The following is a 24,405-nucleotide window of genomic DNA, read 5'->3' on the forward strand; positions in this document are numbered from 1 at the left end:
ATCGTGACGACCCAACCTCTTCCAACGTACTTCGTGAGCCATGGCGGCGGCCCTTGGCCCTACATGGACGGCGAGTTTCGGCGGCGTTTCGATGAGCTCGAAGGCTCACTCGTTCGGATGCGCGCTGAACTCGACAACATGCCGAAGGCTGTGCTGGTGGTCTCAGGCCACTGGGAAAAGGAAGCATTCACTCTGTCGTCTGCCGCGCGACCGGGCATGGAATACGATTATTACGGATTTCCCCCCCACCTCTACGAAATCGCCTACCGCTCCCCCGGCTCACCAGCACTGGCCGAGCGGGCGGCCGGGTTGTTGGCGGCTCGAGGGCTCCCTACCGATCTCGACCCTCAGCGCGGCTTTGATCACGGCACCTTCAGCATCATGAAGCCCCTCTATCCCGAGGAGGATGTTCCTCTCGTCCAGGTCTCACTACATGCCAGCTTCGACCCAGCCCTGCATATCGCCGCTGGTAAGGCTCTCGCCCCCTTGCGAGACGAGGGCGTTCTGATCATTGGCAGCGGGCTCAGTTACCATAATCTGCAAGCTATGCAGACGGGAGCCGGGCACGAACCTTCCCGACAGTTTGACGCGTGGTTGCGGGAAACGGTGCTCGACACGCCGCCTCACGAGCGCGAGAGGCGACTGGTACAATGGACTGGGGCTCCCTCTGCCCGCGCGGTACATCCGCGCGAGGATCACCTCCTGCCGCTGATGGTCGTGGCCGGAGCGGCGGGCACCGAACCTGCCTCCCTTAGCTACCACCAATCGGATTTCTTCGGGGGCCTATCGGTTTCGAGCTTTCGCTTCGGCGAACCCCCTCTCGAAGGAAACAACCTATGATCTGCTCGCCTCACATCATGAGCGTCCAGCACGCGAAACGTCAGATTCCATTTCTCGCGCTCATGGCGGCCGCAATCGCCGCCGGAGCCTCCGGTTGCGCTGCGCAGCCCGGACCCTCGCGCTCCGAGATAGTAATCGACGGCCCGAGATCCTTTCCTGAAAACATCACCTCGACCAAAGACGGAACCATCATCACCGGCTCGGTCGGGTCGGGTGGAATCTTCAGGGCGGTGCCAGGAGCGGCAGTTGCGACGCAATGGATAGCGGCCGGTGACAACGGTCTTCTCGACACGTTCGGAGTTTTGGCCGACGAAGCCTCCAACATTCTTTGGGTCTGCTCTTCGCGCCTCGATCCTGCGGCCCCGGGACAGGTTACAGCCAAGCCGGCGGTCTTTAGATACGATCTCAAGACTGGCGCCTTCCGCAGCAAACATCCGCTGCCCGGCGGCAGCGGGCTATGCAACGATATCGCCATCGGGCCGGACAAGGCCGCATATGTCGCCGATACTGCCGGCGGGCGCATCCTGCGCCTGGCTGCCGACAGCCAGGAGCTAACGGAATGGTCGAGGTCGAACGACCTTGAGGGTGCCGACGGTCTCGCCTTTCAGGACCGTCTGCTGTTCGTGAACAGCTTCACTTCCGGAAAGCTTATGCGCATCGAGCTGAAGGCCGATGGGTCTGCGGGCAAGCCGGTAGTTTTGAAAACGTCGCGCCCGCTGACACGACCAGACGGGATGCGCCGCCTGAATGCGACCCAGTTGGTCTTGGCTGAAGGTGGGGGGACCATCGACCTGCTGACCATCAAGGGCGACACTGTCGCCGTGCAGACACTCCGCTCAGGCCTAGTCGGGCCTGCTGGTGTCACAATTGTAGAGAACACACTCTGGGCGCTCGAATCGAAGCTCTCTCTGCGCGACAAGCCAGAGTCCGATCCTGCACCATTCAAAGCTTACGCTATCACTCTCCCCTCCCCCTGACCCGAGCTCAACCTCCGCGAACCTACGGGTGAACGCCCAACAGCTCAGAACCTGAAGCTCGTCGTCGCAACCACCGCGCGAATTGATCGTGCCGTGCCGGTCTCGCGGATAAATTGCTGAGGATCGAACAGACTGACCAGACCTCGGAAGCTCAGTTCCGAGTTGGCCTGCCAATCTACCGCCAACTCATATTGCTTGCTGACGAAGCGAGCCCTGCTCCCGGCACCACTCCGCTCCAGGAACCCTGGCATGTTGTAGATCCCGTCGCGTGTGCTCGCGCGCCAATAGCCACCACCGTCGAACGAGATCGCCACACGTTCCCAAGGATGCACGGTCAGCGAAGATCGAACATGAATGAGGTTGCGAGGACCGATCGGCGACTGCGTCACGAAATACTGGCCTCTTGGGAATAGTGGATTCATCGTTCCAAGTTTATCATCCGCCGGGTCGCGATCGCCGGAGGCATAGTCCAGCGTAAACGCAAGCATCGGCTTCAAGGTCGAACCCGAAAAGCTATAGCTTACCTCTGATCCCACCCCGAAAGCCTGGACCTGCTTGTCGGCGAACGACCCGCGTTGGACGGCGCCTTCGAGGTTCCAGGACCAATTGCCGCGTTTACCGAAGAAACGGCTGCCAACTGTGTGGACCATCAAGCGGCCAGCGCCTTGATCTACCCGTGCGTCACGGTCGCGGAGGCCCAAATAATAAAGGTCGACGCCGCTCGCGCGGCTCCGGTCCAGCCACTGCGTCGCATACACTCCCCACACCGCTTGCTTGTTTGAGCTGCGGTCGTTCATGTCGCCCGCTCGTGTATCAACCGGTCTGACGTACAGCATTCTTAACTGTTGCGCTTCTGCCGAAAACGCGACGTCCGCTCCGTCGAAAGGCTGGAGGATGTTGGGTCCGTAGCGGGAGTCGATGAATCGGCCTGCACCTAGCGAGAAGACCTTACGTCCGGCGGAAACACTCAGACTGACGTCTTCCGCAAGCCGAAGATCGACCTCTAGGAATGCCTGCAGCGCGTCAGTGCCGCTCGTATCGACGGGGCTTAGAGGGCGGTCGGCGCCCGAAATCGCAGAGAAGACCGGCTGAATGAACATCCTCGCATTTTTGAGGTGCAGGTCCGCGTAGGGCATGAATCGGTGCCAGACATAGCTGTCATCCGGCCGTGATCCCCAGTTGGGGCTTCGGAAGCCTTCGTACCGGACGCGTGCTTCGAGTCCGGACGTCAGATAGCTCGATCCATCGTCACTCAAAGGTATATACTTGAATTTCTCTGTCCAATGGCCAGTCCGTTTGGATGGATCATCGAGATAGGACCAGTCTTCAGTATGGCGCTCCGGAGTCACTTCGGGTGTCTGGCGTTCATTCGCGGTCACCTGCGCATGCGCACTAAGTGGCGAAATCGCTACTGCTACCGCTAGGCGCGCGCAGATGAGACTGACCATTGGGATCAGAGAGGAGGGCGGCAAGACTATCGATCCCTATTTTTCGCTTAACGCCCTCGCGGCCATTTCTTTCTCAAGGTACCCCCGGAGACCCGAGCTCATCCCTCCTCCACTCTGCAGGGGTCGGGGGCGAGATCGCTAAAAGCTGCTGGACCTCTGACTAAGAATGCCATGGCGCCTCGAACCGCGTTAGCTCCACCATTCGTCGTTCTCTGTCGCACGATTCGGAACGCCGCCACGGACTCCTCTCGTCACGAACTTCGGATCGTACAGATATGCGATGCGCCGCTCAGTGAGGGGAGCCGGCAGTCCGAGTATCAGTGACTGATGTTTGCAGAGGAGCCGCGGGCTGGGCTGACGATTGCTCTCGGCACGTCGGCCGACGCGGTTTCGGTCTCTGCAGGTCCGGCAGAACCGCGACTACGTCCGTTACTACCGTTCCTCCCGGTCCAGGACGAACAAGCGCGGCAACGGCGCCTGTCCTTCCAATGAGAACCGTCGGCTTCTGTCACGATCCGCCATGGCGAAAGTGTGGGGCTCACCAGTAGATATGAGGCGCGAACGCGACACGTGCTACCCGCCCAGCGTTCCGCCAACTGTGACAGAGAGTACACGGTATCGGCGCTACCGCCGCACCTGACGAAGTGTCATTGTCAGCGTGCGTGTGATCGGCCCCCGAGCTGCTGCCACATTCTGTGGGATGGCAGTGGCACTGTCCCGCGCCAGCAACCTGATGGAGCAAGCTCATGACCTGGAACACACCCAAGATTGTCGAAATCGCCCTGGGCGCGGAAATCAACTGCTACGCCTCTGCCGAGCTGAACGCCTGAAATATCAGTGCAGGTTTTGGTCCTGGGGTCCGCTGCTGGCGGTGGTTTTCCCCAGTGGAATTCCGATGCTCCCGGTTGTCGCCGCGCCCGCGCTGGCGATCCTGCGGCGCTCCCCAGGACTCAAGCCGGCCTGGCCATCAGCGCGGACGGCAATCAGTGGATTCTTCTCAACGCATCGCCAGACCTTCGCGAGCAACTCAACCGCACGCCTAAGCTGCACCCTCGCGACGGAATGCGCTCCAGCCCCATCGCTGCAGTTGTCCTGTCTGGCGGCGATGTGGACGTGATTGCCGGCCTCCTGACATTGAGAGAGCGCCACGCGTTCACCCTTCTTGCGACACCGCGCGTCCACGGATTTCTCGATGCCAACCCGATCTTCGACGTACTTGGGCGGGACATCGTGGCAAGGCAGGCGTTGGAGCTGAACGCTCGAGCAACCGAGTACGGCTGCACCCTCGAGCTGTTTTCCGTCCCGGGGAAGGTGCCGCTCTTCTTGGAAGAGGCTGATACGATGCCGACCATCCAAGTCGACGAAACGACCGTTGGCGTGCTGGTGTCGGACGGGCGGCATCGAGTCTTCTATATCCCTGGCTGTGCAGCCATGACGAACGAGCTAGCCTCGCGGCTGAACGGCGCGGACATGGTGTTCTTCGACGGCACGCTTTGGCGCGACGATGAGATGGTCGCCGCGAATCTCGGTAGCAAAACGGGCCGAAGGATGGGGCATATGAGTCTCTCCGGGCCTGATGGCACGCTGGCAGCATTCCAATCGATCACGGTGCGCCGCAAGATAATCATTCACATGAACAACTCGAACCCTGTCCTGCTGGCGGACTCGCTCGAGCGAGCCGAAGCGGAGGCTGCTGGCTGGATAATCGCCGAGGACGGCATGGAGTTTTCGCTTTGAGTGCGGTGATGTCCCCTGACGCGCTAGAAGCCGCGCTCCGCGCGATCGGCGCTGAACGGTATCACAGCCTCCACCCTTTCCATCAGCTGCTCCACTCCGGTGAACTCACCCGCGGTCAGGTACAGGCGTGGGCGCTCAACCGCTACTATTACCAGGCAAGCATACCAACCAAGGATGCGATGCTGATGGCGCGCCTCCCCTCTGCTGCGCAACGCCGTGAGTGGCGTCGGCGCATCGAGGACCACGACGGTGATGGCGACACGCCGGGAGGCATAGAACGCTGGCTGAAGCTGGCCGAAGGGGTTGGGCTTGATAGGGCCCTGGTGGAAAGCGCTGGCGGCATCCTCCCCGAGACGCGTTTTGCCGTGGACGCTTACGTCCATTTCGTTCGGGATCGCACGCTGCTGGAAGCGATCGCATCTTCGCTCACGGAGTTGTTTGCGCCGGCAATCATCGCAGAGCGTGTCTCGGGCATGTTGAAGCACTACGACTTCATAACCCGCGAGACACTGGCCTATTTCACGCCCCGGCTCACCCAGGCGCCGCAGGACAGCGCTTGGGCCCTCGCCTATGTCAGGTCGGAGGCAGTCACCTTAGAGAAGCAAGCAGCGGTGCTAGCGGCGCTCCGGTTCAAATGCGACGTGCTATGGTCTCAGCTGGACGGCCTTTACTATGCCTATGTCGCTCCCGGTTTTGTACCGCCCGGCGCATTCGTACCGGACGCCGCATGAGCGGCGAGTCTCGCGTTCCGCGCTTCCGTCGAGGCGTCCGGTTCCGGTACGATCAGGTTCGCGGGGCTTGGGTGCTTCTAGCGCCCGAGAAGCTGTACGTGCCTGATGAAGTTGCAGTGGAAATTCTGAAGTTGGTGGATGGCGAGCGCCCAATCGCGGCGATTGCCGACGATCTCGCTTCGCGGTTCGACGCACCGCGTGAGCTCATTGTTCGGGACACGGCAGCAGCGCTGGAAGACCTGTCACTACGCGGAGCGCTGGAACTATGAACTATACCCAGCCCCCCATGGGTCTTATTGCTGAGCTTACGCATCGCTGCCCCTTGCAATGTGCCTATTGTTCCAACCCTATCGCGCTTGACCCACCGCGCGGCGAACTCACTACCGCCGACTGGACACGGGTGCTCGACCAAGCGGCGGCGCTGGGCATCCTGCAAGTGCATTTTTCGGGTGGCGAGCCGATGGCGCGCGCCGACCTCGTACAGTTGGTCGCGCATGCTTCGAGCGCAGGGTTATATACCAACATCATCACTTCTGGCGTGTTGCTGTCCGATGCGGCGATCAGCGATTTGCTAGGCGCCGGTATCGATCACATACAGCTTTCTTTCCAGGACGCCCTTCTGGCGGAGGGCGACCGCTTCGGCGGCTACCGTGGCGGCCACGCACGTAAGCTGGAGTCCGCGCGCCGCATTCGTGAAGCCGGGCTCCCGCTCACCGCCAATTTCGTCGTGCACCGGCAGAACGTCGATCGGGTCGAAGCGATGATCGCCTTGGGTGAAGCGCTTCAGGCTGAGCGTATCGAGATCGCGCATGTGCAATATTACGGCTGGGCGCTGCTAAATCGGAGCGCGCTGCTACCCAGTCGCGAGCAGTTGGAGGCGACCAACAAGGTCGTTGCAACCGCCCGTACCAGGCTCGCTGGTCGCATTGCTATCGACTACGTTGTCCCCGATTACTACGCCGCCCGTCCCAAGGCCTGCATGGGGGGATGGGGCAATCGCTTCATCAACATATCGCCTTCCGGTAAAGGGCTACCATGCCATGCGGCTGAAACGCTGACCGATCTCGCGTTCCCGTCGGTGCGAGACATGTCGCTTAAGAACATCTGGACTGACTCGGAGGCGTTTCGGCGTTTTAGGGGCACCGAGTGGATGCCAGCACCATGCCGGAGCTGCGACCGGCGGGAGATCGACTGGGGCGGCTGCCGCTGCCAGGCGCTGGCCTTGGCAGGTGATGCCACGGCGACCGATCCGGCGTGCGCCCGGTCCCCCGATCACGCTCTGATGGCCGAGGCGGTCGCTGCCGCTGTCGATGCACCGCTCGACCTTGTTCCTCGTCGAATGCGACGCGTTGCCGATGCCTGATCTGCGGTCGTTATATCCCCCGGTCGAGCCCTACGCAGCGGGGTTCCTCGATGTCGGCGATGGCCACGTCCTCTACTATGAGCGCTGTGGAACTCCAGGGGCCAAGCCAGCTGTGTTCCTCCACGGCGGACCGGGCGGCGGCATCTCGGCGCGACACCGCCGCCTGTTTGATCCCGCACGATATGATCTGTTGCTGTTCGATCAGCGCGGATGCGGAAAGTCTACTCCCTATGCCAGCCTGGAAGCGAATACGACCTGGCACCTGGTGGCCGACATGGAGCGGTTGCGTACTCTCACCGGCGTTAAGCGGTGGCTTGTGTTTGGGGGCTCCTGGGGCTCGACGCTAGCACTGACCTACGCACAAACGCACCCGGACCGAGTCAGCGAGCTTGTGCTGCGGGGGGTCTTCACTGTCACTCGGCGGGAATTGGACTGGTACTATCAGCAGGGTGCTTCGGAGATTTTCCCGGATCAGTGGGAGTCGTTTGTGGCGCCCATCCCAGCAGCGGAACGTCAAGATCTTCGCACTGCCTATCGTCGCAGACTGACGAGCAGCGATCCGGCCGTCCAGGCACAGGCCGCTCAGGCTTGGTCGATGTGGGAGGGGAAGACGCTAACGCTGATGCCGGACCCAGACACCAGTGCTGGCTTTGCCGATCCACGTTTCGCGCTCGCGTTTGCACGCATCGAGAACCACTTTTTCGTTCACGGCGGCTGGCTTGAAGATGGACAGTTGATCCGCGACGCCCGCCGTCTGGGCGCAGTGCCCGGCACGATCATTCAAGGTCGATACGACATGGTTTGCCCGCCGCGTACCGCCTGGGAATTGCATCGCGCTTGGCCGCAGGCAAGACTTCGAATGATTGAGGGCGCCGGCCATGCCTGGTCTGAACCCGAGATACTCGATGAGCTGATCCGGACAACGGACGCCTATGCGGCAGCGGTACCCATTTAGGTGCCATTCGGTATCGTGGCCGGCGATGAACCTCGTCCCCTCAATCCACCCTCTCGCGGCGGATTGAATGCTATTCGACCATGTTTCTCCAGCCGCACTCGACGTGGTTGACGCACATAGACTCACCAATCGAAAGGAAAAGCCGATGTCAGAGGTCGATCTGCGCAATTTTTTTGGACGCTACATCGCCGCGCTTAATTCGCATAACTTTCAGCAACTCAGCGAGTTCATGCATGACGACATGATCGTAAACGGACAGCCGATGACTAGGGAGCAAATGGTTACAGTGCTCGAAGAGCACGTCGATGCCGTTCCTGATCTGATGTGGCGTCCTCAGGATCTCGCCATCGACGGCAATCAGGTTGCAGCTCGCTTCTACAATAAGGGCACCCCGATCAAAGAATGGCTCGGCTCACCGCCGAACGGCGCGACTGTCGAGTACGTCGAACACGTGTTTCACAAAATACGAGACGGTCGCTTCGTGGAGCAGAACTTTCTCCTCGACGCTCTGGCGATACAGCAGCAGCTCAACGAGAACCCTTGACGCGATATGATGCGGCCTGCCGCCGGCCTATGCCGCCCAACACACTCCTACGCTACCAAGTTCGAACTGCGGCGTTTGTTCTGATCACGATAGCAGCGGCTGCAACCCCCTCGGCTATCGGTAGCCAAGCGCGGATCCCCTCCAAATCCGAGCGAGCCTGACAGATACGCTCTCCTGACGAAACGGTGACCATTCCGATCGTCATGGTTCAGGAGTTTCCCTTGTTAGATGGATCCGTGGCCGGCACCGATGGCAAGTTTTTGCTCGACACTGGCATGCAGGGGGCACGCACTATCAATGACCATCGCGTGCCGATTTCCCAAGCGTAAAGGGCGCACAGCGTTGTTGTCCTTTCAGCCAAACCACTTCGCGCTCACCCTTGACATGAGGATATAACATCTCATTAGGTGCCTCGGTCTATGTAGGTGATTGGAGCTGAGAGATTGAGTTTCCGACAGGTAAGGCTACGAGCTCCCGCGCTTCTCGCAGCGACGGTTTTTGCGGTAGGCACACCGGGCCTGGCGTATGCTCAAGAAGCAGCAGTCGAGAGCGAGGAAGCAGAAGCCGAGAGGCGTGACCGGCTGCCTTCCGGCGACATTGTCGTCACGGGTCGCTCGCTTGACACCATAGGGACGTCGCTACCGGTGCACGTCCTTTCCGGCGACGAACTGGCGCATCGTCGCCAGGGGGGGCTTGGCGAGACGCTGGCCGGCCTGCCGGGCGTTCACCTTGATAACTTCGGCGGCGGCGCGTCGCGGCCCGTGATCCGCGGCCAGACGTTGCCGCGCATCGAAGTGCTGACCGATGGGGCCAATCTGTTCGACGTGTCGTCAATTTCGCCGGACCATGCGATTACCACCGATCCCCTCCTACTAGATGCCATCGAAATTCAGCGCGGGCCGGCGGCTATCAGGTATGGCGGTAATGCGACCAACGGCGCCATAAATCTGATCGACAGCAAGGTGCCCAAGGCTGTGCCGGATGGGAGCCTTTCCGGTGCAACGGAGGCGCGCTTTGGCAACGGCGACGAAGAGAAGACGGTTGTCGGCCGGGTCACCGCCGGCTTGGGCCAGTTCGCCCTCCATGCTGAGGGCGCGCGTCGGGCTGCGGAGGACTATGACGTCCCCAACAGCTACGGTTCAGACAAGCTGCGGGACTCTTTTGTTGAGAGCACGAGCTATTCCGTCGGCGCGTCATGGATTACACCTAAGGGGTATATCGGCGCTGCATATTCGCGAATGGAGAGCGAATACGGCCTTCCCGGGCACAGTCACACAAATGGTGTCTGCCATACGCATGGGCTCGACCTGCATTGCGAAGCGCATGGCGGGTTCGATGACCCATTCGGCGGGCCAGACAGCCATACGGCCTCTATCAAGCTGCGCAGCGACCGGGTCGATGTCCGCGCCGACTATGACGACCTGCTCCCGGGCTTCAGCCACGTCCGGCTTCGCGGGTCCTACACAGATTACGCCCATGACGAGATCGACGGCGAATTGCTGTTCTCCCGCTTTACCAACGAGGTCTGGGATGGGCGTTTCGAGCTCACGCACAAGCCGATCCTCGGCTTCACGGGGACAGCCGGCGTGCAATATACCGACGGCAAGTTTGGCGGCATCAACGCCAACAACCTGCACAGGCCGTTTCCTGACGGCGCTTATGGTTTTGATGGGACCCCCGACTATCTGACTGAAAGTGTCGGCATATTCCTGACCGAGCGCCGCTCGTTCGGCACCGTTGATATTGAGGCTGCGGTCCGCAAGGACTGGCGTCGAATTGACGTAGGAGTGCCCTCGTGGCGCTCGACTGTTGGCCCGGAACTGGCAGCACTTTTCGTGGAGTGGTACGGTGCTGATTGGAAACAAGTGCTGGAAAGCGAGGACGTAGAGCGCTTCCGCACCAGGAACCCTACCGTGCGGCACAATCCATTGTCGGCATCGCTCGGCGCCACTTGGAACGTCGGGCAAGGTTATGCGCTTGCGCTGTCGTTCGGGCATACCCAGCGTGCGCCGAGCGTGCGCGAGCTTTACGCACGCGGAAACAACCTTGCGACCAACAGCTATGAACTCGGTCTAGCGGTCGGCAATCCGACCCTCGACGAAGCCGGGCTTTCGGCTGAGGACGTTCTGGAGACCACGGACGCGATCAATCTGACGCTTCGTCGGACCAGGGGGCCGCTTAAGTTCGAGGTTGGGCTCTTTTATCAGAACGTCGACGATTATGTGTTTGCGCGCTTGATCGAAACTGAAACCCAGACCGGCGTTCCGCACAATTTCCTGATCTACACTGCAGCGACGGCACGCTTCGCCGGTGTCGATGGCCAGGCCAGCTATCAGATCACGCCGCAGTCGCGGGTGACGGTGTTCGGCGACTATGTCGACGCGAAGCTCAAGAACGAGAACGACAACCTGCCACGCATTCCCCCCGGCCGTCTCGGCGTGCGCTACGATGCGACCGCCGGACCGCTGTCTGGCGACGTCGAATACTATCACACGTTTCAGCAAGACAAGATCGCGTCCTATGAAACCCGGACGCCCGGCTACGACATGCTCAACGCCACGCTCAGTTACCGCTTCGACTTGGGTAACGAAAGGGCAGTTGACCTGTATGTGCGCGGGAGTAATTTGCTTAACGAACTGGCATTCGCACACACCTCCTTTGTAAAGGATCAATCACCGCTGCGCGGCCGAAACTTCGTGATAGGCATGCGACACGCATTTTGAACTTGATAGGGCGGCTGGTGGTGCCTGCCGCCCTGCGGGTAAATGAAGGTCGAGCGGGACGTGATCAGTGGCCGGTGCGGCTTTTCCGAAACGCGTTTCCGAAAGGCTTTCCCAAAAAGTGCTGTTGGAAATAGAGAAACCGGACACTCCCAAGCGAGGGTCAGTGTGATGATCGCCGCCAATGCCAGACTATAAATGATCCGTGCAAGGCAGTCCGCCACGCGATCTATGCGCCGTAAACGGCAGGCCCTTAGCGTACGATTTTGAATCCTCTCACCGGATCCCGCTTTACGGTGTGCGGCACCTCAGTCCTCGGAGTCGCGGAAGCAGCAAAAGCCATGCTCCGCGACGAGCCGCTTCGCCTCGGCCTCGTCGTCGCCGCCTTGATCTAGGTCGACGCTGCGCAGTCGAACCCACGGACCATGCTCGATCGGCAACACGGCCCCGCCATCGTCCGCGCACAGCGCCCTTAGATCCCCGTCACCCTTGAAGAGCCATACCTGCATCGGGTCGGAGCGATCAGCGCTGGCTGCACTTTAGGTCGATCGCGCCCGTAGCGAGCTGCGAAGGGTAGCCTCCCTCGGGCGCCACTTGCTCGTCCACGCACCGCTGCCTTGGTGTGCGGGTGTCCTTCGGCTGCTGGTCCACGACATAGACGTTGCGGCCATCCGGCGTGACGACGGTACGCACTTGGGTCGGGTGAGCGGACCCCGAATGCGCCGGCACGACATAAACGGCGCGGCCATCCGGCGTGGTGACGACGCGCACCTGATCCCTCGACGACTGCCCCGCAAGCGGTGAAGCCGCGCCGATCGCCAGCGAAGCTGCCACCCATGCGAATGCCAGTGATGCGGGTCGCGTCATACCTAAGCATATCGGCACGAATCGTGTTCGTATCAAGCTGATGACATAATCTAGATCAGCACTCGCTCTACCTCGTTGAGCACTACCTCGCGGGGCCGACGATCGATCGCGCTGCACGCGGGCGCCATCGCAAACATTGGCTTACGGCAAGGGAACCGCCGCGTGCTTGCTTAGTCGGCTATTCGTTCTCCCACTGGCAACGCACCCGCGCTAGGCTGGCTGCATGACGCTTCGAATCCTCTTCGCCGCCGCGCTCCTGTTCCTTCCGACCACGTTTGTGTCGGCCCAAGGCTTTGCAACACGCGATCTTGCTAGCCTGGCCAAGGACATGGAGAGGGTTCTGGGGCCCCACTTCATAAGCCGGACCGAAGATGGCCAAGTCGCCCTATCCTGTCTCTCCTGCCCCAGCAGCCCGATCGTAGGCGTCGCGCTGGGACGTCAGAACGACGGCACCGAGCAGCGTGTGCGCGAGGGAAAAACCACAATTCAACAACTCCGGGCGCAATGCCGCGCCCGCGACCCGAGTTGCGAACTCACTGCACTTAACGTTGCGCCCGCCGTCGGCTGGATCACCAGCTATCGCATGGGTTCAATGGCCGGGGCGACCGCCGTCATCATCCGTGACGGTGATGTCCTCACTATCCGCTCTCTTTCGGAGGATCCCGCTATCGCTCGCGCTAACGCCGTCAAGATGACGAGCTTTGCGCACCAGATCATCGGAAAGTGACAAGCGAGCCAACACCGCATCTCGGCGTCGTCACGCGGGTATGCTGTTCCAGACCGGATTCGTGGTGAAGCCGTTCTTCTGGCGTCCGGGGGCTGGCCACCGTCACTGCCATGTTCGGGTCGTCGGGAGAGAAGTCTCTTGCGAATCAGCGATCCGCAACGACATTTAGCTGCTTCTCCAGTAATGACGCGGTCGCCTCACCTAGTCGAACAAGGGCAGCGCTTCTCTCACCGTAGACGCCGATCGGTCGAAATTCGAGACGGTCACGCCGACCAGGCGTACGCCTTTCTCAGTCGGCAAGACGGAGCGTATCAGCGCAAGGCTCGCGTCGCGCAGAGCTTCCTGTGTCGTCACCAGCGCCGGCAGGGTCCGGCTTCGCGTGATGTTCTGAAAGTCGCCATACTTCACTTTGACGGTGACGGTCCGGCCAAATTCCTGGGCCTTCTCACACCAGTTCCAGACGTCATCCGCCTGACGCAACACGCCTGCCTCGATCTCTAGGTCCTCTTGCAAATCGCGATCGAACGTCGTCTCAGAGCCTGACGATTTGCGCTCACGATCGGGATTGACCGGGCGCTCGTCGATGCCCCGAGCGATCAGATAGTACCATTCGGCTGAGCTGCCTAAATTCTGCTGAAGGAAAGCCAGCGTCTTGTCGCGGAGGTCAGCACCTGTCTCGATGCCAAGGCCGGCCATCTTCTTGGCGGTGACCGGTCCTACACCGTGGAACCGCGAGACGGGCAGGCTCTCTACCCATGCAGCGCCCATATCGGGCGTCACCGCGAACTGGCCGTTGGGCTTGCGCTGATCAGAGGCGAGTTTGGCGAGGAACTTATTGTACGAAACGCCTGCCGACGCAGTGAGCCCGGTTTCCTCCAATATGCGCGCGCGGATCTCTCTGGCCGTCTTCCAAGCCGTCTCGATCCCGCGCCGGTTCGCCGTCACGTCGAGGTAGGCTTCATCCAGCGACAGCGGTTGGACGAGGTCGGTATAGTCGGAGAAGATCGCGTGGATCTGCCGCGAGACGGCCTTGTACACGTCGAAGCGCGGCGGCACGAAGACCAGCTCGGGACACCTGCGAAGTGCAGTGACCGAAGGCAATGCGGAGCGCACGCCGAATTTGCGAGCCTCATAGCTGGCCGCTGCCACGACGCCGCGGGCCGCAGCGTGGCCCACAGCTACAGGCTTGCCCCGAAGCGCCGGCTCATCGCGCTGCTCGACCGACGCGAAGAAGGCGTCCATGTCGACATGAATGATCTTTCGGTCGACCGAGTCTGGCATGGGCTCAAAATAGCGGAGCTTGAACAGAAAGGGAACGATTTAGGACGCATGTGAGCAGATGCTGTGTCCGTTGTCGGCAACGAACGCTATAAGGGCGAAATGAAGTTCATCCACTCCGCCGACTGGCAGCTAGGCAAACCCTTTGGCCGCTTCGATTCCGATGTCCGCGGTGCGCTGACGGAAGCCCGCTTCGACGCCGTTGACGCGCTTGGGAGCGCCGCCGCCGAGCATGGCGCCGAACACGTCATCGTCGCCGGCGACATCTTCGACACCGAAGGGCCTGAAGACCGAACAATCGTTCAGGCGATCTCGCGGATGGATCGGCATGGCTGCCGCTGGTGGCTCCTGCCCGGGAACCACGACTTCGCGCGCAATGGCGGGCTGTGGGACCGGGTCCGGCAACGGACCAGCGACAAGATCATCGTCCTCTCCGAACCTGAGCCACGGGAGATCGAGGACAAGATCTGGCTGCTGCCCGCCCCCCTCATCCACCGACATAACCTCGAGGATCCAACCAGCCTGTTCGATACGATGGAGACCCCGGGCGCGCGGCTTCGGATCGGCGTCGCTCACGGATCGATCCGCGATTTCGGATCGCGCGGAGAGACCAAGAACCAGATCGCCCCGGATCGTGCCAGGCTGTCGGAGCTCGATTATCTAGCGCTCGGCGACTGGCACGGAGCCCTCAAGGTCGATGCACGGACATGGTATTCCGGCACGCCGGAGACCGACCGCTTCCAGCGCGATGAACCGGGTCACGCGCTCGTCGTCGAGGTCCAGCCCGACCTTATGCCGACAGTGACGCCGATCCGGACCGGCCGCTTCCAATGGCTAACGCGCGATTGGACGATCAACGACAAGGCAGCGTTCGACGCTGAATGCGACCAACTCCTTGCTGGCGTGGACGCCCCCAACACGCTTCTGCAGCTGACCCTGGCGGGCATAACCAGCCTCGGCGAGCGGATCGCGATGCTCGGGCGGCTCGAAAACGACCTCAGTCACCGCCTGCGGCATCTTGGCGTGCGAGCCGATGACCTTGTCGGCCGCCCACGCGAGGAAGACCTCGCGACGCTCGCCGTGGAAGGGATGCTCGGGACCGCAGCAGCCAAGCTCAACGCAAGGATCGACGCGGGCGGCCTGGACAGCGCCGTCGCCAAGCGAGCGCTGGAACGATTGTTCGTCGAGTACAGCCGGGAGGGCCAGGCATGAGCCTCGTCATCCGGCAGATCGCGATCGACGGCTTCCGCAAGTTCCGGACCCCCTTCGCGATCGACGATCTCACCGAGGGATTGAACATCGTCATTGAGCCGAACGAAACGGGCAAATCCACACTACTCGAGGCGCTGCGCGCAGCTTTCTTCGTGCGCCACACCACGCGCAATCAGCTCGCCCAGTCCTTTGCGCCGTACGGCGAGGCGGTCGGCCCCGAGATCAAGGTGACCTTCGACGTCGACGGTGCACCATGGTCGTTGACGAAACGCTTCCTCAGGAGCCCATCGCTGGAGATCACCGGTCCGCAAGGCCGTGCTCAAGGCGATGACGCGGAGGCACGGCTCAATGTGCTGCTCGGCTCGGTCCGCGACACCAGTCGTGGCGGCGATGTTTCGACTTACGGGGCATTGGGGCTGTTGTGGGTCGGGCAGACCGAGGCGCTCGCCGTTTCCGGCCCTGGGCAGATCGTTCGCGACACGATCGCGTCCACTCTCGAAGCTGAGGTCGGATCGATCATGGGCGGAGATGCCTATCGGCGCGTGCGTCAACGGATAGACGCTCAATACGAGCTTTACTGGTCTCCCAGCGGCCAGAAGCGCGGGCGACAGAATGAAGCGCGGGAAAGGTCGGATGCTGCAGAAGCGGCGGCGCGCGAGGCCAACGAACGGCTCGCCGCACTGGAACGAAGCTTTTCCGAGCTCGACGCCGCACGCGGTCGGCTCAAGATCGTTCAGCGGGAGATCGCAGACGAGACCGACGCGCAGGCTCGCAAAGACCTAGTCGGCTCTCTTGAGGTCGCCCGGGCGGCGGCGCAAATTCTCTCGACGCGGAAGGCCGAACGGGAGGCGGCCGCTTCGAAGCTGAAGGGACTGGAAGACCTGCAATCTCGCCACGCAGCGGCGGCTATCTCCAGTGACAACGCTACGACGGCTCTGACGACAGCTCAAGCAAAGCGCACCGAGCTCAGAGAGGCGCTCTCGACCGCCAAGGGCAAGGCGGCGACAGCGCGCGAGGAACTCGAAGCGGCGCGCAGCGAGCGACAAGACGCCCGAGCAGCGCTTGCTGCAGGTGAGCAGGCTCTCCGCCTCAATCGTCGCCAGGCCGCGACCGCAGCCGCCCGGCGTCGGCATGATGAATTGTTGAAGCTCGAGCAGTTGCACCGTGACGCGACAGCGCTGGCGGCAACCGCCATTCCTGCCAAGACGATCGAAACGCTTGAGGCGAACGACCGGACGGTTAGCCAGGCACAGGCGATCGTTGACGCCGGCGCGACCCGGCTGGCCCTGTCGGGCACGACCGACGGGATCACTATCGACGGCGAGCCGATGGCAGCTGGCGAGCGCACGATCACGCGCGCGACCCATATCGTGCTCGGAGGGGCCCAGTTGATCGTCAGCCCGCCGGCCGCGGCCGCCAGCGCCGAAGAGACCCTCGCGGCCGCGCTTCGCAAGAGGAGGGCTACGCTGGAGGAGCTTCAGCTCGACGACCTTGCGGCTGCCCGTTCGCGCAACGAGGCGGCACGCGACGCCGCCGCGGAGCTGCGCACGCTTGCTGCACGTATTGAAGCGGCGACGCCCGCCGACGACACCCTACCGATCGCGGCCGGTCCCGAAGCGCTGAAGCTGTTCGTCGCCGATCTCGAAAGTGAGGCAAGCGACTCAGATAGTACGCTTCCGGATGTGACAGGACTGGCGGCGGCGCTCGACGCTGCCGACACAAAACTCGCCCGCGCCGAGGGAACACAGGACAGCGCCATCGCCGCATTGCGCCGGGTTGAGGAAGAGGATGCGCCCCTCGCCCTAACCGAAGCCGGCGCGGTGAGTGATCTCGCCAACGCTGCGAACCTTCTCCAGGAGATCGAAGCCCGTCCGGAATGGCCGTCCCTTGATGCAGACCTGGCTAGTGCGCGTGAAACCGCAGCCGAGGCAGCCGTTCGTTTGGAGAACGCCAAGCGCGATGCGTCGGCACACGATGTCGCAGCGATCAATCGCAAGATCGATGTCATCGACGCGCGGGTCCGGATGGCCGCTGAAACCCGCATCAGACTCGAAACCGAGATCGCCCGCCTGGAGGGCACTATCGAAAGTGAGGGCGGCCTGGGCCTGGCCGACCGCGCCGCGGCCGCTCAGGAGGAAGTGGAGGCGGCAAACGCCGCGCTCCAGCGCGTCACCGAAGAGGCAGACTCGCTGAAGCTGCTGCGCGATACTCTGGAAAGCGCACGAAACGAAACCGCCGCCAAGTTCGTCGGCCCGGTGGCGAAACGCGCGAAGCGATATATCGCCAAGCTGTTGCCTGACTGCGAACTCACCTTCTCCGAGGATTTGGCGCTAGCAAGCGTGACCCGGACCGGGGTCGACGAGAGCTGCGCCAACCTCTCTCGTGGCACACAGGAGCAGCTCGCCGTTCTCACCCGGATCGCGTTCGCCGACCTTCTGCTGGAGCAGGGGAAGCCTGTGTCGCTGATCCTGGACGACCCGCTGGTCTATTCCGACGACGGGCGGCTCGACACGATGATCGAGATCCTGACCGAAGCGGCGACGCGGATGCAGATCATCCTCCTGACATGCCGCGACCGCGCTTTTCGGCACGTACCCGGGAAGAGGATAATCCTAGGTCCGACAGCGTAGGTGATGGCGCGGATTAAACGGCGGAGAAGCTGGTAGGCGCGAACACATCATTGCGCTCACCGCGAAAGCGGACCCCGGTTCAACAGAGGTCGGGGGCCCCAAGCCTTTCGAGAGCATGGTCGGGCCCATTAGCCCGGATCTTCCGCGCCCGCGATCATCTCCTGCGCACTATGGAAAGGCTCGAACTGGACATCGTAGGATCCGCGCCGTTTGCGTCCGATCAGGCAGCCTTCCAGCCCAAAATCATTGACGATCCGCTGGACCTCATATGGGTTAGCCGCGATTCCGAAACAGACCCGAGACACGCTACCCTCGGGCAGGTGAAAGGCGTGCATTGATGAGCCCTCTTCCCGCCGTACGACCGTGAAGGTGCCACTGGCGTTTTCCGGATCGTCCTCATCGACGCCGCGCAGACACTTCACCACCCGGACTTCCTCCTCATACGCCCAGCAAAGCGGCTTGGAGAGGAACAGTCGCTGCAGCTGCTGAAAATAGTCCACCCGGAAATCATACAGCTCGCCGACAACAACCCCCGGCCCAGAGGTCGGAGCGCCGGCATACTGGCTCATGTTCGGATTGTTCAGGTAGATGACGCTGCCGAAATGCGCCGGGATTGCATTAGTGCCGGTGTCCAGAAAACCGGCTGTGCCCACGTCGATCTCGATGACGGCGCCGCGATGCTTGTCGGCATAGTGCGCCCACATCAGCGAGTTGGTCGCCGTGCGCGTCAATGAGCAAACGCCCATATGGCTCGCCCATATGCTGCCCTTCAGGCTGGCGGTAAGCGAGCCGAGAAATCCATATTCCCGGACATCGGGCGCCGTGGGAAAGTCGAAGGGATCGTTCAGATCCTTCGACAGGGAAAATCCGATTGTGTTGTGCTTGAGCACCGCCTCGAGGCTAGCGAGGCTCATATATTTGTAAAGACGCATCGACAGCTAAGCTCCTCAGTCGGCCCTTATCATAGATGGCTCGCCGAGGAGTTCGCGGTCGCCGCTGCCTGCTCCGCTGCAATCACGGTAATTGGACGACAGCCGGGAAAACTGAGGTAGGCGGTTCGATGCAGCCAGCTTTGATATTGCCCCTCGAAACCGATCGCATCCAAGATGATGCGGGTCACGATTTCGCGCGCCCAGACGATATGGTCGAGCATGCGCGCGTCTGCCGGCCCCTGGTCTGGCGCAACGCCCGTATGGACGATGACATTGCGCGCGGCGGTGATCGCAGTCAGCCAGCCCGTGGGCAGATCCTCTGTGTATATGCCACGTGCCCCCAGAAGGAGGTCGAGCTTGTCCCGCAAAGAGCGGCGGTTGAGCTCGCCTACCTTGCCTCCCATCGCGGAAGGTGCGTCCGGGTCCGCCTTCAGAAACTTGCGCACACGCTTTTTCAGTTCATGAAATGCGGCAGGATCGTCGAGAAATAACTCAGGGAGACCGGAGCGGGCGATGATGCTTTCCAGAGCACTCATGGCATTGATAAGCCGCGACTCTTGATAGGCAACGGGCGCCGTCATCCAGCGAATGGCAGGATCAAGGCGCTCGATCGCCTCTGGTCGCTCCTCAAAGGCGCACACCGCGCAATCGAAGATCTGCCACATGAAGAGGAGATCGAAAGGCGCCATATACGGTGCGGATGTCCTGCCCCGCTGAACGACGCGGAGCGTCATCACGCCCCCCCGCACGCGCTGCTCGTAGATCGGAACGAGATAGACGTCGCAGGCTAGAGACAGCACGCGTTCGAGGTGAATGAGAAAGCGTTCGCTCTGGTCCCACCAGCTTTGGCTCTCGGAGCCTCTGGCATGAATTGCCAGCACGGCCCGCGGTTCCTGGTCGGTACCCTCCCTATACCCAGTGAACACCAGCCGACCGAGCGGGGTCTGGCGCTCGATGCCGTGGATGGTCGCCAGCTTACGGAAAAACCAGGCGCGCATGTCATTATGGTCGACACGAACGTCCCGACTGAACTCGGCCAGCCCGCAGCCTCCCTCGATCTCGACCCGACCCTCCGGATGCGACCAACGATGCAGATGAAAGGTCTCGCTCGAGAAGCGCCAGCCATCGTCCGACGCGCCTTCCAGCCTCAGGCTCGATTGGTTGTCTAATGGGCGATCGCGCGGCACGAACGGTGTCGCGGCGCGCGCTGGCGTGATGGGATCAAGTGCGATCGTAAGATTGCCATCGTCGTCAATGCCGGCGGTGAAGCCGACCGAAACATCGGCGTCGGCTTGGGACAAGGTGCCCTGAAAGCGGATAGGATCGAGGATCGGCATGGCCCCCACCTATCACGCAATCGGCCTTGACGGTCAGCTTGGATGGCGGACAAGTCTGCAGCGAGCCTCAAGAGCCGAATAGATTTCCGCGGCCAAGTCGTAGTCTATTTGGTGCTTTCCATGTGGGGTAGACGCCACGAAGCGGCCGATCTCGGAGGGCGAAAAGGAAAAGTTCTCGGGCAGCTTCAAACGTCGCTTGGCCGCGCCGTCCGCAGTGTTGCACTGGTCGCAAAGGACAGTCGGTAAAAACCGAGCCGTGCCGACGCCGGTCCAGCTGCGGGCATGATCATGGTGCTCGTGTAGGCCAGCCATCCAATCCTCGAACCTGTTGACGGTCCGTGGGAAGCGCATGGTCCAGCGCAGAATTTCAAACTTCGGTCGCTGACAACTCGGACAGGTCCAATCGGGACCGACGCGCGCCCACAGCTGGTGACAGTGCGCGCCCTTATAAGCAGCGAACTCCTCGGGCGTCGGAACCCTGACGGGTTTGAACGTCCTCACGCCGCACCCGGGGCATCGTCCAGGGCTAGCGAGACACTGCCATACTTTTGGGTGCCGGCAATCCATGCCGTAGGTGGGGCCGGTGCCAGGCAAACATAGTGCGCAATCTTCGTCTCAATCTCGGGTGCCGTGAGCGAACCGAGGCCTGAGTTTACGCCAATTTTTTCAGGGAAAGGCGGGTTTGCCTGGTCCGAGTCGGTCATAGTAAGCCTCGGATTCGCAGCGGACGTCTTCCGAGGGAACGCCGCAGTCACGCATCCGGCATCTTGGCGTGAGGCAAGCAGTGACGGCGGTTGGTCGTTCCGCTCACTGATGACGGTGAAATCGTGCTGGTGGATCATAGGCAGTTCTGCTTCGCGTACCCCTGATTGGATCGCCATAATGCGCCCTGCCCCGCCGTGTTCGGCCGCGTGCCGCGCGGTCACTGATATTTTTGCCCGCGATTATCAAACGCCGGCTTAGTGCCTTCGAGGACGTTTACGACCGCGGTGTTCAATGCGGCGTCCTCGATCGCGCCGGATAGGTACTTGATGCTGCACTTTGCCTTGCGGTCGAACTCGGCAAATATGATCTGCTCGGCATCGCAGACTACCGCCAGGTTCGGGTTGTGCGTGACCATTATGATCTGCCTATTCTCCTTGGCGGCGTTCAGCACCGGCACGAGAAGACTGACGATGGTTTCGTTGTCGAGGTTCTCCTCCGGCTGATCGAGAATGATCGGATTCCGCTTCTTGTCGACGAGGAGATAAAAAATCAGGAGCAGAGCCCCGCGCTGTCCCGGCGACAGCTGCTCGATGTGCGTGTCCTGGAAAAGCAATGTGTACTTCGGCTCCAGATACTCGAAGCCAAAAATAAGATCATAAACCTCGCTCGGAGTCCGATCCTTCCGCATCAGTACCAGCAAATCAGACTGGCCGGCCGACCGTTGTCGGGCCGATTCATGGAGCAGCCGGTGAAGTTCGCTGGCAAAATCCAACGCCCCCGGCTTGCTATCCAGATCGCGTGTCTCGATCCGTGCCTTAATCGCAGCGCGGCTTTCGTCCTCGCCGCGAAGTTCACCGATGCTGTTCTTAATGAGGGAGAACAGCTTTTCGGAAACAGCATCATGATAGGCGGCCAGATTTGCCTTGAACTGGAGGCGGTATTCATCGCGGATAAGTGCGTTTTCTCCGATGATCTTCTGGAGAGGCTCGAACAGCGTCGAGCGCTGATCCCGCTGCATCGCTAGGATATCGAATATGTCGCCGGCCAATTCGTCTCGGTGGGCTCTCCGCTCCGCCAGAGTATTCGGAAGTTCGTCGAGCTGGGCTAGCCGGGTCTCGAGGCCGTGCTTACTATCCGGAACGTCGGCCGTGCCCTGAATCGCATCAACGGACGCCTGCCACACCTTCAACGCATTGCGATAGTCCTGGTACGCGCGCTGTGGCCCGTCGAGCGCGACCGTTGCCAACGAGATTTGATCAGCATTGGCCAGCCTGAGCGTTTTGATCTCTTGGACGCGCGTCGCGAGGGTGACGCCTCCCTTTTCCGCTTCGCCATCGACTTCATGAAGCCTCTTATCTTCAGTCTCGAACACCAGCACATCGACCGGTTGCAGACCCAATATTTTCAAATCATCCGCGATTTCGGCCACTGCACCCGTAATTTGAGATCGAAGCAGCGCGAGGCGCTCGCGAACGTTGCGGACCGCCTTTCGTTGGGCTGAAAAGGCGGTGAGCTTCTCACCGACGAGCTTCTCTTCCTCGTCGAGCTTTTCGTTGGCGGCCACGAGGGAGGCCAAGGTTGCCGCGGCATGCTCTTGTTCGGACGTTAGCGTATCAGCTGGCTCAGGCACTGGCGTTGGCTTGCTCAGTTCCAGTTCCGCAAGTTGAACCGTCTTCAGCCGGATCTGTTCTTCGATATTCTTGCGAATGGTCGGGTGCAGCTGATCCTCAATCCCCGCAATGATGCGGTTGACCGAAAACAGGTTTTTGCGCGCTTCATCTAATCGCACGCGCAGCATCGCCTCTTGCGCCTCGATCAGCTGGTCAAAATCGAGTGCATGCAGGCGATCTTCAGACGGAATATGAGAAAAGATGACCGAGCGAAGCTCACGCTCAAAATTCTCCCAGCGCCCCGTGACGTGCTCATTGCACAGCGCTTCGAAGCGACCTTGCGGGACATACCTTACGAGCTCGACACGGTCCGCGGCCGGGTTATCCGCAAGGTTCGCTCGGGTTGGGTCTCCCGCCAGCCAACGGAGCTCGCCTTCGAACTGACGCGCCGGCTCGCCTGCCTTGCCGCGGAAGCGATCGGCTTTGAGGAAAGAAAAGTGTGAGTGCTGCTGAGAGTTGCCGATCAGTGCGAGCACGTCTGCCAAGGCACTTTTGCCGCTACCCTTGTTGCCAATGATGGCAATTAGGTCCGCGTTCAACGGAATCGTACATCCATCAAACCACGCCTCGGCTAACGTGCTACCATCCACCTTCGCGAGCGAAATCGCATCAATGTAGAAGGTTTTGTTCGCGGAAATCCGCTGGAGCTTGGGCGGGATCAGGCCAATATGGCATCGCTTCTGCGGTTCCTTGATCGCCTGTTGCAGCCCCCTCCAGGTCGGATCCGCCTTGATCCACGTCACCCTTTGGGATGGGTAATCGCCATAGCCTCGCGCGTCGTTGTTGCCAGCTACGCCCCGAAATTGGTGCGCGTCGCTGCCGGAAACAGGCAGTCGCGAAACCTTTCCGATAGATTCTTGGAATGCATCGAAAAACTTGGCGTTCTCGGCCGTCTTACGGCCGACAAATGCATTCCAAAGACCCTCGTTTCTAGTCTCGAAGATGGGCGAGCTATCGAACAGCCCGATCGCATATGCGTAGTGCTCGAGGTGTTCGACGGACGCGAGCCCATCGTTGGTATCGAAGGGCATGAATCCGGAGGCAAAACCCTCCGGTACCGCTCGCACAGCTGCCTTGTAGCTCTCGACCGTGATTTCCGCGGTATGGTAGCCGGCCTCAAGCGCGACCTGATCCTCGGCCATGACCCTGGTCTTATCGAAGCCATGAACCTTGAGTTTGTCGGCCTGAACGCCGCGCGCGTAGGTCATCAATGCGTGGGGCGAGAGTGGCTGACCGGTGAGCTCGAGCTTCAGCGCGGATAGGAAATCTCTGAGTAACTGGTCGGGAATTTTGTCGGAGAAGATGACGTGTGCGTTGAGGCGGGCGGCCATGGGCGCCGCGATACGCAATTCGATCCCGGGGAAGACCGTCTTTTCCAGCTTGGGTGCGCCGGCTTCGGCGAGGCGTCGCTTGAGGGCAAACCAGCCATCGAAGTGCCAATAATCTTGGATCGCGTAAACTGCCGGCGCAGCGTCGTTCAGCGCGCCGACCATATCGTCGATCAGCTCCTTATCCCGCGGACTCGCCCCTCCTTGTGTGAAACGCTCACCCTTCCAATGGAAAGAAGCGGGCGTGTGAATGTGGAGATCCCACTGCCGCCATTCCGATCCCCGAGGATATTTGACTGACACTCCGCCCCCTAAAACTCGCCTAGATCACGAGCCGCTCATCATTTTCGATTTACGTCCATAACGGCAATGCGCGATTTGGCCGCCCGATATTCGACTGTTTG

21 protein-coding genes are annotated in these 24,405 nt (G+C 61.1%); 14 read left to right on the forward strand and 7 right to left on the reverse strand.

What is annotated here, in order from left to right; genetic code table 11:
• Window positions 1-3 precede the first annotated feature (3 nt).
• Together CVN68_RS22565 and CVN68_RS22570 are read left to right on the forward strand one after the other, a co-directional pair.
• Complete coding sequence (locus CVN68_RS22565; protein WP_100284683.1) at window positions 4-840, forward strand: DODA-type extradiol aromatic ring-opening family dioxygenase; 837 nt, start codon at window positions 4-6, stop codon at window positions 838-840.
• Window positions 837-1,817, forward strand: coding sequence for an SMP-30/gluconolactonase/LRE family protein (locus CVN68_RS22570; protein WP_100284684.1), 981 nt, complete (start codon window positions 837-839; stop codon window positions 1,815-1,817). Before CVN68_RS22565 ends, CVN68_RS22570 begins: the two co-directional genes overlap by 4 nt.
• A gap of 44 nt (window positions 1,818-1,861) precedes the next feature.
• On the opposite strand, the gene CVN68_RS22575 is transcribed toward CVN68_RS22570, so the two are convergent.
• On the reverse strand, window positions 1,862-3,265 hold the full coding sequence (locus CVN68_RS22575) for an alginate export family protein (protein ID WP_100284685.1): 1,404 nt from the start codon (window positions 3,263-3,265) through the stop codon (window positions 1,862-1,864).
• 746 nt (window positions 3,266-4,011) lie between these two features.
• Between CVN68_RS22575 and pqqA the strand changes: the two genes are divergently transcribed.
• From pqqA to CVN68_RS22615, 9 genes are all read left to right on the forward strand, one after another.
• Window positions 4,012-4,095, forward strand: a complete 84-nt coding sequence (gene pqqA / locus CVN68_RS22580; protein ID WP_100284686.1) for a pyrroloquinoline quinone precursor peptide PqqA — start codon at window positions 4,012-4,014, stop codon at window positions 4,093-4,095.
• Window positions 4,096-4,102: 7 nt separating this feature from the next.
• A complete protein-coding gene (gene pqqB / locus CVN68_RS22585; RefSeq protein WP_100284687.1) occupies window positions 4,103-5,002 on the forward strand; it encodes a pyrroloquinoline quinone biosynthesis protein PqqB in 900 nt (299 codons plus the stop codon).
• An 8-nt stretch (window positions 5,003-5,010) separates the two neighbouring features.
• Window positions 5,011-5,733, forward strand: a complete 723-nt coding sequence (pqqC, locus tag CVN68_RS22590; RefSeq protein ID WP_100284688.1) for a pyrroloquinoline-quinone synthase PqqC — start codon at window positions 5,011-5,013, stop codon at window positions 5,731-5,733.
• Window positions 5,730-6,002, forward strand: coding sequence for a pyrroloquinoline quinone biosynthesis peptide chaperone PqqD (pqqD, locus tag CVN68_RS22595; RefSeq protein ID WP_100284689.1), 273 nt, complete (start codon window positions 5,730-5,732; stop codon window positions 6,000-6,002). Before pqqC ends, pqqD begins: the two co-directional genes overlap by 4 nt.
• Entirely contained in the window at window positions 5,999-7,096 is a 1,098-nt protein-coding gene (gene pqqE / locus CVN68_RS22600; RefSeq protein ID WP_100284690.1) for a pyrroloquinoline quinone biosynthesis protein PqqE, read from the forward strand. The genes pqqD and pqqE overlap by 4 nt, the downstream gene beginning before the upstream one ends.
• On the forward strand, window positions 7,089-8,051 hold the full coding sequence (pip, locus tag CVN68_RS22605; RefSeq protein ID WP_199560344.1) for a prolyl aminopeptidase: 963 nt from the start codon (window positions 7,089-7,091) through the stop codon (window positions 8,049-8,051). Before pqqE ends, pip begins: the two co-directional genes overlap by 8 nt.
• Before the next feature lie 145 nt (window positions 8,052-8,196).
• Window positions 8,197-8,595 carry an ester cyclase gene (locus CVN68_RS22610; RefSeq protein WP_100284691.1) on the forward strand — a complete coding sequence of 133 codons (399 nt, stop codon included), beginning with the start codon at window positions 8,197-8,199 and terminating at the stop codon, window positions 8,593-8,595.
• A 185-nt stretch (window positions 8,596-8,780) separates the two neighbouring features.
• Window positions 8,781-8,924 carry a hypothetical protein gene (locus tag CVN68_RS23535; RefSeq protein WP_158299057.1) on the forward strand — a complete coding sequence of 48 codons (144 nt, stop codon included), beginning with the start codon at window positions 8,781-8,783 and terminating at the stop codon, window positions 8,922-8,924.
• Window positions 8,925-9,239: 315 nt separating this feature from the next.
• Entirely contained in the window at window positions 9,240-11,318 is a 2,079-nt protein-coding gene (locus CVN68_RS22615; RefSeq protein WP_233503747.1) for a TonB-dependent receptor domain-containing protein, read from the forward strand.
• Between the two features lie 305 nt (window positions 11,319-11,623).
• Here the strand turns inward: CVN68_RS22615 and CVN68_RS22620 are convergent, their stop codons facing one another.
• Window positions 11,624-11,824, reverse strand: a complete 201-nt coding sequence (locus CVN68_RS22620; RefSeq protein ID WP_100284693.1) for a hypothetical protein — start codon at window positions 11,822-11,824, stop codon at window positions 11,624-11,626.
• A gap of 13 nt (window positions 11,825-11,837) precedes the next feature.
• Window positions 11,838-12,182, reverse strand: coding sequence for a hypothetical protein (locus tag CVN68_RS22625; protein WP_100284694.1), 345 nt, complete (start codon window positions 12,180-12,182; stop codon window positions 11,838-11,840).
• A 223-nt stretch (window positions 12,183-12,405) separates the two neighbouring features.
• Here CVN68_RS22625 and CVN68_RS22630 point away from each other — a divergent pair, with 223 nt between their 5' ends.
• Window positions 12,406-12,909 (forward strand): hypothetical protein, encoded by a 504-nt coding sequence (locus tag CVN68_RS22630; protein WP_100284695.1) that lies wholly within the window; start codon window positions 12,406-12,408, stop codon window positions 12,907-12,909.
• A 201-nt stretch (window positions 12,910-13,110) separates the two neighbouring features.
• On the opposite strand, the gene dinB is transcribed toward CVN68_RS22630, so the two are convergent.
• On the reverse strand, window positions 13,111-14,190 hold the full coding sequence (dinB, locus tag CVN68_RS22635; RefSeq protein WP_100284696.1) for a DNA polymerase IV: 1,080 nt from the start codon (window positions 14,188-14,190) through the stop codon (window positions 13,111-13,113).
• 99 nt (window positions 14,191-14,289) lie between these two features.
• Here dinB and CVN68_RS22640 point away from each other — a divergent pair, with 99 nt between their 5' ends.
• Both CVN68_RS22640 and CVN68_RS22645 read left to right on the forward strand, forming a co-directional pair.
• The gene (locus CVN68_RS22640; RefSeq protein ID WP_100284745.1) at window positions 14,290-15,399 is read left to right on the forward strand and encodes a metallophosphoesterase family protein; all 1,110 of its coding nucleotides are present in this window, start codon (window positions 14,290-14,292) and stop codon (window positions 15,397-15,399) included.
• On the forward strand, window positions 15,396-18,029 hold the full coding sequence (locus CVN68_RS22645; protein ID WP_100284697.1) for an AAA family ATPase: 2,634 nt from the start codon (window positions 15,396-15,398) through the stop codon (window positions 18,027-18,029). Before CVN68_RS22640 ends, CVN68_RS22645 begins: the two co-directional genes overlap by 4 nt.
• 128 nt (window positions 18,030-18,157) lie before the next feature.
• Here the strand turns inward: CVN68_RS22645 and CVN68_RS22650 are convergent, their stop codons facing one another.
• The 3 genes from CVN68_RS22650 to CVN68_RS22665 all read right to left on the reverse strand — a co-directional run bounded on the left by CVN68_RS22650 (window position 18,158) and on the right by CVN68_RS22665 (window position 24,304).
• A complete protein-coding gene (locus CVN68_RS22650; RefSeq protein WP_100284698.1) occupies window positions 18,158-18,961 on the reverse strand; it encodes a DUF2971 domain-containing protein in 804 nt (267 codons plus the stop codon).
• A 29-nt stretch (window positions 18,962-18,990) separates the two neighbouring features.
• Window positions 18,991-20,298, reverse strand: coding sequence for a hypothetical protein (locus CVN68_RS22655; protein WP_100284699.1), 1,308 nt, complete (start codon window positions 20,296-20,298; stop codon window positions 18,991-18,993).
• 922 nt (window positions 20,299-21,220) lie between these two features.
• The gene (locus CVN68_RS22665) at window positions 21,221-24,304 is read right to left on the reverse strand and encodes a TrlF family AAA-like ATPase (protein WP_199560339.1); all 3,084 of its coding nucleotides are present in this window, start codon (window positions 24,302-24,304) and stop codon (window positions 21,221-21,223) included.
• Window positions 24,305-24,405: the final 101 nt, after the last annotated feature.

The sequence above is a fragment of the Sphingomonas psychrotolerans genome, from assembly GCF_002796605.1.
GTDB classification, from domain to species: Bacteria; Pseudomonadota; Alphaproteobacteria; order Sphingomonadales; family Sphingomonadaceae; genus Sphingomonas; species Sphingomonas psychrotolerans.

Excerpts from the sequence above, each read along its gene's own strand:
- CVN68_RS22570 (WP_100284684.1), top strand. The coding sequence starts at position 837 with ATGATCTGCTCGCCTCACATCATGAGCGTCCAGCACGCGAAACGTCAG.
- CVN68_RS22575 (WP_100284685.1), bottom strand. The coding sequence starts at position 3,265 with ATGGTCAGTCTCATCTGCGCGCGCCTAGCGGTAGCAGTAGCGATTTCG.
- pqqA (WP_100284686.1), top strand. The coding sequence starts at position 4,012 with ATGACCTGGAACACACCCAAGATTGTCGAAATCGCCCTGGGCGCGGAA.
- pqqC (WP_100284688.1), top strand. The coding sequence starts at position 5,011 with ATGTCCCCTGACGCGCTAGAAGCCGCGCTCCGCGCGATCGGCGCTGAA.
- pqqD (WP_100284689.1), top strand. The coding sequence starts at position 5,730 with ATGAGCGGCGAGTCTCGCGTTCCGCGCTTCCGTCGAGGCGTCCGGTTC.
- pqqE (WP_100284690.1), top strand. The coding sequence starts at position 5,999 with ATGAACTATACCCAGCCCCCCATGGGTCTTATTGCTGAGCTTACGCAT.
- pip (WP_199560344.1), top strand. The coding sequence starts at position 7,089 with ATGCCTGATCTGCGGTCGTTATATCCCCCGGTCGAGCCCTACGCAGCG.
- CVN68_RS22610 (WP_100284691.1), top strand. The coding sequence starts at position 8,197 with ATGTCAGAGGTCGATCTGCGCAATTTTTTTGGACGCTACATCGCCGCG.
- CVN68_RS22620 (WP_100284693.1), bottom strand. The coding sequence starts at position 11,824 with ATGCAGGTATGGCTCTTCAAGGGTGACGGGGATCTAAGGGCGCTGTGC.
- CVN68_RS22625 (WP_100284694.1), bottom strand. The coding sequence starts at position 12,182 with ATGACGCGACCCGCATCACTGGCATTCGCATGGGTGGCAGCTTCGCTG.
- CVN68_RS22630 (WP_100284695.1), top strand. The coding sequence starts at position 12,406 with ATGACGCTTCGAATCCTCTTCGCCGCCGCGCTCCTGTTCCTTCCGACC.
- dinB (WP_100284696.1), bottom strand. The coding sequence starts at position 14,190 with ATGCCAGACTCGGTCGACCGAAAGATCATTCATGTCGACATGGACGCC.
- CVN68_RS22640 (WP_100284745.1), top strand. The coding sequence starts at position 14,290 with ATGAAGTTCATCCACTCCGCCGACTGGCAGCTAGGCAAACCCTTTGGC.
- CVN68_RS22645 (WP_100284697.1), top strand. The coding sequence starts at position 15,396 with ATGAGCCTCGTCATCCGGCAGATCGCGATCGACGGCTTCCGCAAGTTC.
- CVN68_RS22650 (WP_100284698.1), bottom strand. The coding sequence starts at position 18,961 with ATGCGTCTTTACAAATATATGAGCCTCGCTAGCCTCGAGGCGGTGCTC.
- CVN68_RS22655 (WP_100284699.1), bottom strand. The coding sequence starts at position 20,298 with ATGCCGATCCTCGATCCTATCCGCTTTCAGGGCACCTTGTCCCAAGCC.